At 41.0% G+C, this 14,122-nt stretch carries 9 protein-coding genes and 1 other RNA gene; 7 read left to right on the top strand and 3 right to left on the bottom strand.

What is annotated here, in order from left to right:
• Positions 1-148: 148 nt before the first annotated feature.
• Positions 149-1,126, top strand: a complete 978-nt coding sequence (gene trhO, locus IE199_RS12360) for an oxygen-dependent tRNA uridine(34) hydroxylase TrhO (protein WP_189770922.1) — start codon at positions 149-151, stop codon at positions 1,124-1,126.
• Between the two features lie 93 nt (positions 1,127-1,219).
• On the opposite strand, the gene metK is transcribed toward trhO, so the two are convergent.
• The gene (metK, locus tag IE199_RS12355) at positions 1,220-2,407 is read right to left on the bottom strand and encodes a methionine adenosyltransferase (protein ID WP_189770921.1); all 1,188 of its coding nucleotides are present in this window, start codon (positions 2,405-2,407) and stop codon (positions 1,220-1,222) included.
• Positions 2,408-2,546: 139 nt separating this feature from the next.
• Positions 2,547-3,368, bottom strand: a complete 822-nt coding sequence (murI, locus tag IE199_RS12350) for a glutamate racemase (protein ID WP_189770918.1) — start codon at positions 3,366-3,368, stop codon at positions 2,547-2,549.
• A gap of 413 nt (positions 3,369-3,781) precedes the next feature.
• Between murI and IE199_RS12345 the strand changes: the two genes are divergently transcribed.
• The 6 genes from IE199_RS12345 to IE199_RS12320 all read left to right on the top strand — a co-directional run bounded on the left by IE199_RS12345 (position 3,782) and on the right by IE199_RS12320 (position 13,891).
• Positions 3,782-4,081, top strand: a complete 300-nt coding sequence (locus tag IE199_RS12345) for an isoamylase early set domain-containing protein (RefSeq protein ID WP_189770916.1) — start codon at positions 3,782-3,784, stop codon at positions 4,079-4,081.
• A 149-nt stretch (positions 4,082-4,230) separates the two neighbouring features.
• On the top strand, positions 4,231-6,438 hold the full coding sequence (gene glgB, locus IE199_RS12340; protein WP_189770914.1) for a 1,4-alpha-glucan branching protein GlgB: 2,208 nt from the start codon (positions 4,231-4,233) through the stop codon (positions 6,436-6,438).
• The gene (gene glgX / locus IE199_RS12335) at positions 6,435-8,459 is read left to right on the top strand and encodes a glycogen debranching protein GlgX (protein WP_229854690.1); all 2,025 of its coding nucleotides are present in this window, start codon (positions 6,435-6,437) and stop codon (positions 8,457-8,459) included. The genes glgB and glgX overlap by 4 nt, the downstream gene beginning before the upstream one ends.
• Before the next feature lie 12 nt (positions 8,460-8,471).
• Positions 8,472-10,976, top strand: a complete 2,505-nt coding sequence (locus tag IE199_RS12330; RefSeq protein ID WP_189770912.1) for a glycogen/starch/alpha-glucan phosphorylase — start codon at positions 8,472-8,474, stop codon at positions 10,974-10,976.
• Between the two features lie 12 nt (positions 10,977-10,988).
• Complete coding sequence (gene glgC / locus IE199_RS12325; RefSeq protein WP_189770910.1) at positions 10,989-12,317, top strand: glucose-1-phosphate adenylyltransferase; 1,329 nt, start codon at positions 10,989-10,991, stop codon at positions 12,315-12,317.
• Between the two features lie 11 nt (positions 12,318-12,328).
• Positions 12,329-13,891: a glycogen synthase gene (locus IE199_RS12320; protein WP_189770908.1), complete on the top strand. Its 1,563-nt coding sequence runs from the start codon at positions 12,329-12,331 to the stop codon at positions 13,889-13,891.
• 3 nt (positions 13,892-13,894) lie between these two features.
• Here IE199_RS12320 and ssrS read toward each other — a convergent pair.
• Positions 13,895-14,078, bottom strand: a non-coding RNA gene (gene ssrS, locus IE199_RS12315) — 6S RNA.
• Positions 14,079-14,122: the final 44 nt, after the last annotated feature.

The following is a 14,122-nucleotide window of genomic DNA, read 5'->3' as shown; positions in this document are numbered from 1 at the left end:
TTCTTTTGTATTATTTTTTGCTAAAATGCGCGGCCTCGCGTATCTAATACCAATTCTATTAAATATTTAATAGAGTTGGTATAGTTGCAAATTATACGCTCGTTTTAGGTACCAGATTTACGTTCTGGACAACTTTAAAGGTAGTAAAATGCAAAATATCACTGTGTGTGCACTGTACAAATTTGTGCGCCTAGAAAACTTCGAACAAATCAAACAACCGCTTTTTGACTTCATGGTTAGCCAAGATGTTAAAGGGACTTTGTTATTAGCAAATGAAGGTATTAACGGCACCATCGCTGGTCCTCAAGCAGGTATCGATGCTGTGTTAGACTTCTTAGCTAAAGACGAACGCCTAGGCCGAGTTGATCATAAGTTTTCTTATGCAGACGAAAATCCTTTCCAACGCACCAAAGTTAAATTGAAAAAAGAAATTGTGACTATGGGTGTTGAAGGTATTGATCCAACGTTAGTTGTTGGCACTTATGTTAAGCCTCAAGATTGGAATGCTTTAATTTCAGATCCAGAAGTACTGTTAATTGATACTCGTAACGATTACGAATTTGAAATTGGTACTTTTGAAAATGCGGTTAACCCAGTTACTGAAACTTTCCGTGAATTTCCAGAGTACGTAGAAAAGAACTTGGATAAAGAAAAACACAAAAAAGTAGCTATGTTTTGTACTGGTGGTATTCGCTGTGAAAAATCAACAGCTTACTTGAAAGAGCAAGGGTTTGAAGAAGTGTATCACTTAGAAGGTGGCATCTTGAAATACTTGGAAGAAGTACCAGAAGCAAACTCAATGTGGAAAGGCGATTGTTTTGTTTTTGATGGTCGTGTTGCGGTGACTCACGGTTTAGAGCAAGGTCAATATGATCAGTGTTTTGCTTGTCGTTACCCAATTACCGAAGAAGAAAAGCAAAGTGAACACTATGTAAAAGGTGTGAGCTGTCCTCGTTGTATTGATAAATATTCAACTGAGCAGCGTGAACGTTTTGCTGAGCGCGAAAAGCAAATAAACTTAGCAAAAGCGCGTGGTGAGCAACATATTGGCGGCGAAATTCAAGACGTAATTAAAAAGCGTCGTGAAGATAAAGTTGCAGCGAAAAAAGCACAAGCTGGCAAGTAACCGAATTTTAAATAAAAAAATAGCGGCAATAGCCGCTATTTTTTTAAGTTTAAAACCATCAGCTAGCTGATGGTTTTATCATTTATCTGTCGCTTATAGACCAGCTGATGCTTTTAATGCGTCTGCTTTGTCTGTTTTTTCCCATGAAAATGCCGTGAAGGTTTCACCGTCAACTGTCATTTCATAAGGTTCACGACCAAAGTGACCGTATGCCGCAGTTTGTTGGTACATAGGGTGCAATAGGTCTAACATTTTAGTAATGCCATATGGGCGTAAGTCAAAATGTTCACGCACTAACTCAATCAATTTATCTTCTGATACTTTGCCTGTACCGAATGTTTCAATTGAAATTGATGTTGGCTCAGCCACACCAATAGCGTAAGACACTTGGATTTCACAGCGATCCGCTAAACCTGCAGCTACGATGTTTTTTGCTACGTAACGACCAGCATAAGCAGCACTTCTATCTACTTTAGAAGGATCTTTACCAGAGAATGCACCACCACCGTGACGCGCCATACCGCCATATGTATCTACGATAATTTTACGACCAGTTAAACCACAGTCACCTACAGGACCACCAATAACAAAACTGCCTGTTGGGTTAATAAAGTACTTAGTTTCTGCTGTTAACAACTCTGCCGGGATAACATGCTTGATGATGTTTTCCATCACTGCTTCATGTAAATCGTCTTGAGAGATATCAGGGTTGTGCTGCGTTGATAAAACAATGGCATCAATTGCAACTGGTTTACCGTCTTCATATACAAAAGTTACTTGAGACTTAGCATCTGGACGTAACCAAGGTAACACACCTGACTTACGTGCTTCAGCTTGACGCTCTACTAAACGGTGAGAGTAGTAAAGTGGAGCAGGCATTAAGGTCTCAGTTTCGTTTGTAGCATAACCAAACATTAAACCTTGGTCACCAGCGCCTTGATCTTCAGGCTTTGCACGGTCAACACCTTGTGCAATTTCTGTTGACTGTTGACCGATTAAATTCATGATGCCACAAGTTTCACCATCAAAACCAACATCTGATGATGTGTAACCGATATCGCAGATAACTTTACGAGTTAGCGCTTCTAAATCAACCCAAGCACTTGTTGAAACTTCACCTGAGATAATAGCAACACCGGTTTTAACCATAGTTTCACAGGCGACACGAGCGTGTTTATCTTGTGCAATGATAGCGTCTAATACCGCGTCAGAAATTTGGTCAGCGATTTTATCCGGGTGACCCTCAGATACAGATTCAGAAGTAAAGTAATGCTTTGACATATACCCTCAGCAATAATCAAGTTACGATTTTTATGACGAATTGCGCGCATTGTACCCGCTGTAAAATTTATTTTCTACCTTTTTACGCCTAGACGTCTAAATGGCTTAAATTTATTTTGCGAAAATGATGATGCTAGCGTCAATTAAACGAATTAAATATTAGATCAGATCGCCATATTGTCGATAAAAATTGATTTTGTTGATGATTTGGCGAAGAACTTAAAAATTGATAACGTGCTGTATTGCCGATTGAGGCGTTAATTTGAAAAGCATCAAGTTGCCTTTTTAGTTGCAAAGTGACAGGGGTAGCAGTTTCCATCAAGGTCACGTGGTTGCCGGCTATCGCTTGAATATGTGCTGCAACAAATGGGTAATGTGTACAACCTAATACTAAATGGTCAATGTTAAAAGCGTTAAGTGGTCTGATATATTGATATAATAAATCCAACATTTGCGGCGAGTTATGTAAACCTTGTTCAATAAGGTCAACCAGTCCTGGACAGGCTTGTATGTGAATCTGACAATCGCCTTTGAATTGATCTACTAAGCGCAAAAAGTTGCTGTTTTGTGCGGTAGCTCTGGTGGCTAGCACAGCTATGTGTTTGGTTTTACTTGCAAGAGCCGCGGGTTTAATGGCCGGTTCAACACCTATAACGGGTATCGTTAGCCTTTGTCTTAAGCTTTCAACGGCATTAACGGTCGCGGTGTTACAAGCGACCACAAGTGCTTTACATTGCTGGGCCGAAAAATAATCGGCAATTTTATTCACGCGCTCAACAATCGCTTGTTTGCTTAATTCTCCATAAGGGGCGAATTGGCTATCTGCGACATAAATCAGCGATTCATTGGCTAAAGTGTCTTTGATGCAAGAAGTGATGGATAAACCTCCGACGCCGGAATCAAAAATACCGATGGGTTGATTATTGCTACTTTTCTTATTTGCCTTATTTTCTATGTTCATTTGGTTGCACAAGGTACTTGTTATCAGGCGGATCATAAGGGCAATACATGATGAACGCAAAAGCAAATACTCGCTTTGGAACACAGCTTGGTGACCCACGAGACCAAGTTTCTTTTAAATGTAGAATTTTATTCATGGAGTTGTCACATAACTTTTGCAATATGCTTTGAAAAATTACCGTAAATTATTATCGCTGTAGCTTTGTTTTATGGCGTTGATTTTTATATGAATAATGACTTAAAGCTGAAGGTATATATTGCACTATAATCATTAGCAATAGCGCTATACAAATAAAGTATAAACAAAACTGCGTTAAAACTGGCTAACTGAAAAATACCATCTAGCTTTTAATTTAAGAAGTTTTTATTTGTTTGATTTTTGAGCCTGTAAACAAGGAACTAAAGGACTTAGCAATGTTAAAAAAGCGCGTATTCAAAACGAAAAATGAAGTAGAAATTACTTTTGAACATTCAAGTGAACCTCAAGACATGGTGCAACTCGTTGCCGAATTTAATAATTGGCAACCGTTAGCCATGACCTACAGCAAAAAGCATAAAGTATTTAGAACCGCAATTCGACTGCCAAAAGATAATGATTTCCAGTTCCGTTACTTGGTCAATGAACAAGATTGGCAAAACGATCATCAGGCGGATCGTTACTTAATGAACCCTTATGGCACAGATAACTCTGTTGTTTCTACACACTGTCATTAAGTAACAGATAAGTAAATTACACACTGCTGATGTTAGCTATCACCCATATTTGGAGTGATGCAGTGCTATTTTCTTTTTAAGCAGTGAATTCAACACTTGATCACGCTTTGAGTGTGTTCAAGTTATTTCCAGCTATTTTGAGAATTGTCATGTTGGAATCAGAAGTGGTGTTATCTCCGTTTGAACAAGCGGAACTTAAGTTATTAGATAATTTGCAGCAAGCAAGCTGTGAAGATGTTTTTGCTCAGCTAGGTATTCATTTCTGCGAAAAGCAGCAGCGGTTTCTATATCGTGTATTTTTGCCAAACGCATTAGCCGTAAAACTTGAGGCTAGCGGTTCAAGTTTGGATTTTCAGCGATTTGAGCAAAGTGCATTGTTTCATTTGTGGCTTGATGACAACAGCTTGCCAGCTAATCAACAGCTGGTTGTTCAGTATGCCGATAATTGCGTTGCCTATTTAGACTGTTATCGTTTCCCCTCAACTCTTGATGTCAACGCTATGTATTTGTTTTGTGAAGGAACATTAGCGCATGCCCATCGCCATTTGGGCGCCCACCCAATGGAAATAGAAAACACACTTGGCACTCGTTTTTGTGTTTGGGCACCCAATGCTAAAACGGTATCAGTCGTTGGTGATTTTAACTATTGGAATGCGCAATGCCATGTCATGCGTAAACACCCAGCATGTGGCGTGTGGGAGTTATTTATACCTAACGTTCAGCAGGGCAACTGTTATAAATACAGTATATTAACTCAAACAAATGAGCGTGTGGAAAAAGCGGATCCTTATGCTTTTCAAATGCAACTTCCACCCCATACAGCATCCGTAGTTAATGGCTTAAAAGAGCCGTCGTTACCGCATCAAACAGCACCGTTGTTACATGATATTAATCAACCGATAAGTATATATGAAGTTCATTTGGGATCTTGGCGACGTCATCAAGACGGCAGCTATTTAAGCTATCAAGAAATTGCCCAACAGCTTATTCCCTATGTGCAGTCATTGGGTTTTACTCATGTTCAATTAATGCCAGTCAGCGAATATCCATTTGATGGCTCTTGGGGCTATCAGCCTGTGGGAATGTTTTCACCGTCAAGTCGCTTTGGTAGTGCACAAGATTTTGCAGATTTCATTGATGCGATCAAATCTGCTGGGCTTGGTGTTATAGCCGACTGGGTGCCTGCGCATTTTCCTTCAGATAGCTACGGCTTAGCCTATTTTGATGGTAGTCACCTATATGAACACGCCGATCGCAGACAAGGTTTTCATCCTGATTGGCAAACGCACATATACAATTATGACCGCGCTGAAGTTAGAAGCTTTTTACTGTCAAATGCCATGTTTTGGGTACAACACTTTCAACTAGATGGCCTTAGAGTAGATGCCGTGGCTTCCATGTTGTATCTAGATTACAGTCGTGAAGATGGCGAATGGGTCCCCAATTGTTATGGCGGCAGAGAAAACTTGGGCGCTATTAGCTTATTGCAGCATATAAATCAGCACCTATACCATGAGGTAAAGCCGTTGGTTATGGTGGCTGAAGAATCAACGGCGTGGCCTGGCGTGACTCAAATGACAACCACGGGTGGCTTAGGCTTTGGCTACAAATGGAACATGGGCTGGATGAATGACACGCTAGCTTATATGACAAAAGATCCCGTTCATCGGAAATACCACCATCACAATATGACGTTTGCCATGGTTTATGCCTTTAGCGAGAACTTTATCTTACCGCTCAGCCATGACGAAGTGGTGCATGGCAAAGGCTCTATGATTGGCAAAATGCCTGGTGATAACTGGCAAAAACACGCTAATTTAAGGGCTTATTACGCTTTTATGTGGGCGCATCCGGGTAAAAAGTTGTTATTTATGGGCAGTGAATTTGCCCAGTGGTCTGAGTGGAATCATCAACAATCGCTAGATTGGCACTTGTTGCAATATGACGACCATCAACAGATTCAATCATTGGTCAAAACGTTAAATGGTGTTTATCACCAGCACGAAGCACTTTATCAAGATGGATTAAAAGACAAAGGTTTTCAATGGTTAGATAGCCATAATGCCGATCAGAGCATTTTAGCTTTCGCTCGATTTTCCAAAGCATTGCAGCAAACCATTGTTTGTATCAGCCACTTTACGCCTGTGGTGCATCACGACGTTTGCATAGGCGTTCCCTTTGCCGGTGAATATCAATTAATACTGAATACTGATGATAAAAGATTTGGTGGAAGTAATGTAACGCCCGGCGATGTGCTAAAAGCTATCGATACGCCGTTTAATGGCTTTCCTTGTTACATCAAAATTAACGTTGCGCCTTTAGCTACTTATTATTTAAAACACCTAGCCCAGCAATGAAAATCATCGAAAAACACAAGGGCTATCACAATATCTTAGGTGCAGTTTGGGACGGTCTAGGTACTAATTTTGCGCTGTACTCATCAACTGCTTCTCATGTTGATATTGAGCTGTTTGATCCCAGTCATCAATCAATGGGGCGTTACCCCTTGGTTAAAGGGGAAAATCATATTTGGCATAGCTACTTTAAAGGAGTTCAGCCAGGTGATTGTTATTGGTATTTTATCGACGGTCAGTACAATCCTGAAAAAGGCAATTGGCATAACAAAAATTTAGCCTTACTAGACCCATATGCTCGGCAGTTTTCTGGCGAGTTTTCATGGAAGAATAGTGCACAAGTGTCTTTTAAACATCTAAATGCACCAGTACAAATTCCAAAGAATCAGGTGTCGAGTATTGCTAAATACAAAGGCACAAAACCCAATATTTCATGGCAAAAAACGGTTATTTACGAATGTCATGTTAAAGGCGCAACACAAGAATTTCCTGATATAGAGCACAGCCGGCGCGGGAGTTTTTTAGGCTTAGCACAACCTGCTTTTATCAATCATTTAAAGGCGTTAGGTGTAACTGCAGTTCAGCTTTTACCCGTACACTTTTTTATCGATGAAGAGTTTCTAATTGATGCACAGTTATCTAATTATTGGGGTTACAACACATTAAACTTTTTTATTCCTCATCATGGCTATTTGCTCGATGGCGACATCAGTGAATTTGCCAAAATGGTGTCGATGTTTCATCAAGCAGACATAGAAGTCATCATTGACGTTGTGTTTAACCACACCGCTGAGGGCAACGAGCAAGGGCCTACCTTGTGTTATCGCGGCATCGACAATCCAAGTTATTATCGTTTATTAACGACAGATTTGAGCGTTTATATTAATGATACCGGCTGCGGTAACACCTTAAATACCAATTCTGCAGTTGCTGTTCGCATGGTATTAGACAGCCTACGGTATTGGGTGCAATACATGGGAGTAGATGGCTTTCGGTTTGATTTAGCGACCATTTTAGGTCGTAGTCACAAGCGGTTTAAAGAAAACCATACATTTTTCCAAGCATTGAGCCAAGACCCTGTATTAAACCAAGTGAAACTTATCGCTGAGCCGTGGGATATTGGTCCTGGTGGCTATCAACTGGGGGCATTTCCCTCGCCGTGGCGAGAATGGAACGATCAATATCGAGACAGTGTTCGCCGTTTCTGGTTAGGTGAACGTGGCACGCTATCGGGTTTTGCCAAACACTTACATGGCTCTAATTATTTATTCGAACGCCAAGGCAGACCAGTTTCGTCTGGCATTAACTACATTACTTCTCATGACGGCTTTACCTTAGCAGACTTAGTGAGCTTTCAGTTTAAACACAACGAACAAAACAAAGAAAACAATGCCGATGGTCATAACCATAATTATTCACAAAACTTTGGTGTTGAAGGGACAACGTCAGATGAGGGTATTTTAGCTAAGCGTTTAACGCAGCAAAAAAACTTTTTAGTCACGCTGTTACTTTCCCATGGTACACCAATGTTAGCGGGCGGTACGGAAGTGGCTAATAGCCAACAAGGCAATAACAACGCCTATTGCCAAGACAACGAAATTGGTTGGATTAACTGGCCAAAATCACCGCAGCAACACCCCTTGTTTTGTTGTATTCAAACCTTGATAAACATCAGAAAGCGTTTTGCTGTTTTTAATCAAACAGCATTTATTCACGATGATGACCCCAGGTTTGATGTCTATTGGCTCAGTGCAAATGGTGAGGCGATGAGCGCAAATCAATGGCATGACGAAGACAACTTATTTTTAGGTTACGCCTTATATGACAACACTGAACATAAAGCGTTATTGCTGTACTTCAATGCTGCCTCAATAGACGTTAAAGGCCGTTTACCGATTATCGGCAATGTTTCTTTATGGAAACAGCTTGTTGATACCCATGTTAACACCAATAGTGTCGAGCTGTTTATGACACATTCCCCCGTTCACATTTATGCACAATCTTGCAAGGTGTTTACCAATTAAAGAGGATGTTTGATGAAAAAGCAGATTGATATAGATAAGGCCAGACAAACCAGTAAAGCGAAAAGTGTTTTTAAAGAGCACAGCTTTGAAGAGGACTTATCGCACCATTTTCACTATACCCTTGGGCGAGATGAAGTAAGCAGCTCACATTATTACCTGTTTCAAGCATTAGCTTACACAGTGAAAGATCGCCTTGTTGCTCGTTGTCGCCATACATTACAACAGCGTCAAGACTCAAACACCAAGCAAGTAGCCTATTTGTCGCTCGAATTTCTCATGGGCAGGGCGTTAAATAACGCAGTGTTAAATCTTGATTTGTCTGATGAAGTAGCTCATGCGTTGCGTCACTACGGAGTTGAACTTGAAGATCTTGTACAAACCGAACGTGACGCTGGCTTAGGTAATGGTGGCTTAGGCCGACTAGCAGCATGTTTTCTCGATAGCTGTGCAACGATGGCGCTTCCGGTTACAGGTTATGGAATTCGCTACGAATACGGCATGTTTAATCAAAGCGTCAACAATGGTTACCAAGTAGAACACCCCGATAATTGGTTGCGTAAAGGCCATCCGTGGGAAGTTGCAGCGCCTGAGCAAGTGCAGCGGGTAAAATTTTATGGCCATGTAACGTTACAAAAAGACCATTTAGGGCGTGAACACCGTGTTTGGCAAGAGACACAAGACGTTTTAGCCATCCCTTATGACGTTCCGGTGCCCGGTTATAAAAATGACACGGTGAATACGTTAAGGCTATGGAAATCAGAAGCTACGGATGAATTTAACTTAGCTGAGTTTAATGCTGGCGGCTACTCAGAAGCCGTTGCCACAAAAAATTTGGCTGAACAAATTACCATGGTGTTATACCCAAATGACTCAAGCGAAAGTGGTAAAGAGCTGAGACTTAAACAACAGTATTTTTTAGTGTCTGCAACCTTGCAAGATGTGCTTAGTCACTGGGTGAGCGAACATGGCGATAATTTTAGCCAGTTTGCTGAGCAGCAGGTGTTTCAGCTTAACGATACCCATCCAAGTATTGCCATTCCAGAATTAATGCGCCTATTGATTGATGAGCACAAACTTGGTTGGGAACAAGCATGGCAGATCACATCTCAATCAATGGCTTACACCAATCACACCTTGCTACCAGAAGCCTTAGAAAAATGGTCGGTGGCGTTAGTAGGGCGCCTGTTGCCACGGATTTTGGAAATCATTTACGAAATTAATGCTAGGTTTTTAACGCAAGTCTCTTATTTGTGGCCTGCAAACGTCGATAAACAGCGCGAATTATCATTAATTGAAGAAGGTGATAGCCCAATGATCCGTATGGCGTATTTGGCCATCGTTGGGTCTTTCTCCGTCAATGGCGTTGCCGAACTGCATAGCTCGTTGTTAACGGGGCAATTGTTTAAATCGTTTTATCAGTTATGGCCTAACAAGTTTAATAATAAAACCAATGGTGTTTCCCCCAGACGTTGGTTATCTCATTGTAATCCAGAACTTGCCACCTTGATCACTGGCAAAATAGCTGATCAATGGGTGTTAGATTTTGCGCAAATTAATCAAATTAAGCCTTTTATCAAAGACAAAGAATTTACTAATCAATGGGCACGCATAAAGTTCGATAACAAACAAACGTTAAGCGCAGAAGTAAAAGCACACTGTGGTGTCGAATTCGATCCAAACATGATGTTTGATATTCAAGTAAAACGTATTCATGAATACAAACGACAGTTGCTTAATGTGCTGCATTTAATTCATTTGTATGAACGTATTCGTCATAACGAAGTAGATAACCTTACGCCAAGATGTGTGTTATTTGGTGGCAAAGCTGCTCCGGGTTACGCCATGGCTAAATTGGTGATCAAGTTAATCAATAACGTTGCAAACGTGATCAATCACGACGTAACCGCCAACCCATACCTGCGAGTTGCTTTTTATCCCAACTACAATGTGAGTGCCATGGAAGTTATTTGCCCGGCAGCAGATCTGTCAGAGCAAATTTCTACCGCGGGTAAGGAAGCATCAGGCACAGGGAATATGAAATTTATGATGAATGGCGCACTGACCATTGGCACATTAGATGGTGCAAACATTGAAATTTTTGATGCTGTTGGCGAAGGAAATTACTTTGTATTTGGTGCCAAGGCGGATGAAGTAGCATCAATTCGCGCAAACTATAATCCTTCTCGTATTATTGAGGAGTCACCAGCGTTGTCACGTGTCATGTCGATGTTAGAAAGTGGTCATTTCAATTTATTTGAGCCCGGTATTTTTGACCCCATCATCAACGCTATCAAAGATCCAAATGACCCTTGGTTAACGGCTTACGATTTTGATTCTTACGTTGATGCACAGCATCAGGCAGGACTTGCTTATCAAAATCAACAAGACTGGGTCAGCAAAAGTATTTTAAACACTGCGGCCAGTGGCCATTTTTCCAGCGATAGAACCATAGCGGAATACAATCAAGATATTTGGCAGGTTCGCCCACAAAATCCAACACCCAAAACCGACGTATAAGGAGATATCGAAATGACTGGTACACAAGATCGCTATATTAGTAATTTAACTAAAGACACCTATGCTTTGATCCTCGCTGGTGGCAAAGGCACTAGATTACATGAACTGACCAATTGGCGGGCAAAACCTGCGGTGCATTTTGGTGGTAAATTTCGTCTTATCGATTTTCCGCTGTCAAATTGTGTTAATTCTGGTATTCGTCGTATTGGTATTGCCACGCAATACAAGTCTCACTCATTAATTCGTCATGTTAATCGTAGTTGGGGGCATTTTAAAAAGGAGTTGGGTGAGTCTGTTGAAATTCTTCCTGCATCACAGCGCTGTGGTGAAGAATGGTATAGCGGCACCGCTGATGCAGTATTTCAAAATATCGATATTATTCGTCATGAATTACCTAAATTTGTCATGATTTTATCTGGTGATCACGTATATCGCATGGACTACGGCCCGTTAATTGCCAAACACGTTGAAACCGGTGCAGATATGACGGTGTGCTGTGTAGAGCTTGATTGTGAAGAAGCGGCCAGCACGTTTGGTGTTATGAGTGTGGATGGCAATAATAGAGTTAATGCCTTTAAAGAAAAACCGGCGCAACCGGAAGAAATTCCCGGAAAGCCTGGGCGCTGTTTAGCGTCTATGGGCAACTATATTTTTAATACCCAATTTTTGTTTGAACAGTTAGAAAAAGATGCACAAAACTCTTTCTCTGGCCGAGACTTTGGTCACGATATCATTCCTGCTTTGATCAAAAGCCATAAAGTTTTTGCTTATCCGCTACAAGATCTCCATGACAAGGAAGAGCCTTATTGGCGAGATGTTGGAACACTCGACTCGTTTTGGGAAGCCAATATGGATCTAGTTTCACCTTCACCAATGTTAGATTTATATGACGCCAATTGGCCAATTTGGACCTATCAAGAACAGTTACCTCCGGCTAAATTTGTCTTTGATGATGATGATAGACGAGGCATGGCGGTTGACTCAACCATCTCAGCTGGCTGTATTATTTCGGGCGCAAAAATAAAACATTCACTGTTATTTTCTAACGTGCATGTTCAGTCATACAGCAGCGTGGAAAATTCAGTGGTATTACCAAATGTTAAAATTGGTCGAAGTTGTGTGATCAAAGGGGCAATCATAGATCGAGGTTGTGAAATTCCGGAAGGCTTATCTATCGGTATCGATCATCAAGTCGACAAAGAAAATGGTTTTAGAATATCTTCCAAGGGCATTGTTTTAGTAACTCGCCCTATGTTGGTCAAGTTGCAACACAAGATGATGGAAGCAATATCTGAAGAAGCAAAAATTCCAGCAATTAAGCAAACCATTAAAGAACAATAGGGTAGTAATTGATGCAAATTTTAATGGTTGCAGCGGAAAATGCTGCAATAAAAGGGGCTAAAGTTGGTGGCATCGCTGATGTGATCCGCGATGTACCCATTGCGCTATCGGAGCTAGGTCATCAGATAGAAGTCGTGATCCCCAGCCATAACAACTATCAACAGCATTATCCGTCGGCGTTAATTGGTGAAGTGAAGGTGTACTTTAAAGCTTGGCATGAAACACTTTACCTTTATGAAGTGTATCAACTAAGAGCTGAGCAAGTTGAACGACAGTTTGTTTTGTCGCACGCCAGTTTTAGTGCTAATAACGGCAACGTGTATTGTTACGATGATCCTTATGGCGCATTTGCCAGTGATGCTAATAAATTTGCACTATTTAACTTAGGCGTTGCTCAGTGCATTAAAGACGGGTTATTAACACGTCCCGATGTATTACATTTACACGATTGGCACGCAGCTTTTTTACCTGTTTTAGTCAATTATCACCACGACTATCAATGTTTAAAAGATGTTTGGCGAGTGTTTACCATTCACAATTTAGCCATTCAAGGAATTCGTCCAATCGTAGGGGTAGACTCAAGTTTTAGTGATTGGTTTCCTGAGGTGAGTTTTGAACAAGGCTTATTAACAGACCCACGTTATCCAGATTGTTTTAACCCGATGCGCGCAGGCATTAATTTGTCTGATAAAGTGCATGTAGTTTCACCCACATATGCGTTAGAGGTTTTAAAACCAAGCGATGCGGCAACGGGATTAATTGCAGGCGAGGGCTTAGAACAAGATTTAATGCGTAAACACCAGTCAGGTGACTTATTGGGTATACTCAATGGCTGTGATTATGATGAGCAACCTGAAGTACTGAAAAGTACTAAGGCCTTTTTGTCTGCTGCCAAGGCAAAATTAATACACTTAATTGCTGAGCAGTTACATGTGCCAAGTGATTTTTATTTGGCAAACGAAAAGGTTAATCAATGGCAAAATGAAGCAAAAGCAAAAGGTCCATTGGTGACGAGTGTTGGAAGGTTAACACCACAAAAAGTGAGCTTATTAGTTGAACCATTTGAACATCAACCAGCGCTATCTGCTTTATTAGACATGTTAGCAAATCGTGATGGGCGAATGATTTTACTCGGTTGTGGTGATCAACAATTGGCTCATATCATGACCAAGCTAATGGCCAAACACGATAACTTTCTGTTTATCAATGCCTACGATCAACAACTCTCTGATAGTTTATACACTTTGGGTGATTTGTTTTTAATGCCAAGTGCTTATGAACCCTGTGGTATTAGCCAGTTATTAGCCATGCGCGCAGGCCAGCCTTGTTTGGTAAACGCTGTTGGCGGTTTGGCGGATACGGTATCGAACAACGAAACGGGTTTTGTTTTTAGTGGCGATAACAATGCACAAAAGGTCGGTAATTTGTTATTAAGCTTTCAACGAGCTATTACGTTGTTTACTGACGAGCCAAACAGCTATCGGGAAATTGCAAAGCAAGCAGAAAAAAGACGTTTTACTTGGAACAAATCAGTGCAGGAGTATGTAGAAAAGCTTTATCGGGTAGAAAGATGATAAAACGCTTCTGGAGCTAGTATGCCAACGTCAGACCCAAGAACACGTGTGGTTCAAGGCGGAAATTGTGCAACTTCCGTAGGCTTCCCGGTACATGCCAGGCCTGCACAATAGAGGCTACGTAATTCCCTTAGGTAAAACTTATCGGCTCAGGGACATAGTTAACACACCAATACCCCAGAAGACTTAACTGAAGTATAGCGAATGAAATCGATCGCATTAAGTCTTTTT

Source organism: Thalassotalea marina, assembly GCF_014656435.1.
GTDB classification, from domain to species: Bacteria; Pseudomonadota; Gammaproteobacteria; order Enterobacterales; family Alteromonadaceae; genus Thalassotalea_C; species Thalassotalea_C marina.
Note: the sequence above shows the minus strand (reverse complement) of the source record. Positions and strands in the feature narration are given on the sequence as shown.

Coding starts and splice junctions, on each gene's coding strand:
- trhO (WP_189770922.1), top strand. CDS start 149: ATGCAAAATATCACTGTGTGTGCACTGTACAAATTTGTGCGCCTAGAA.
- metK (WP_189770921.1), bottom strand. CDS start 2,407: ATGTCAAAGCATTACTTTACTTCTGAATCTGTATCTGAGGGTCACCCG.
- murI (WP_189770918.1), bottom strand. CDS start 3,368: ATGAACATAGAAAATAAGGCAAATAAGAAAAGTAGCAATAATCAACCC.
- IE199_RS12345 (WP_189770916.1), top strand. CDS start 3,782: ATGTTAAAAAAGCGCGTATTCAAAACGAAAAATGAAGTAGAAATTACT.
- glgB (WP_189770914.1), top strand. CDS start 4,231: ATGTTGGAATCAGAAGTGGTGTTATCTCCGTTTGAACAAGCGGAACTT.
- glgX (WP_229854690.1), top strand. CDS start 6,435: ATGAAAATCATCGAAAAACACAAGGGCTATCACAATATCTTAGGTGCA.
- IE199_RS12330 (WP_189770912.1), top strand. CDS start 8,472: ATGAAAAAGCAGATTGATATAGATAAGGCCAGACAAACCAGTAAAGCG.
- glgC (WP_189770910.1), top strand. CDS start 10,989: ATGACTGGTACACAAGATCGCTATATTAGTAATTTAACTAAAGACACC.
- IE199_RS12320 (WP_189770908.1), top strand. CDS start 12,329: ATGCAAATTTTAATGGTTGCAGCGGAAAATGCTGCAATAAAAGGGGCT.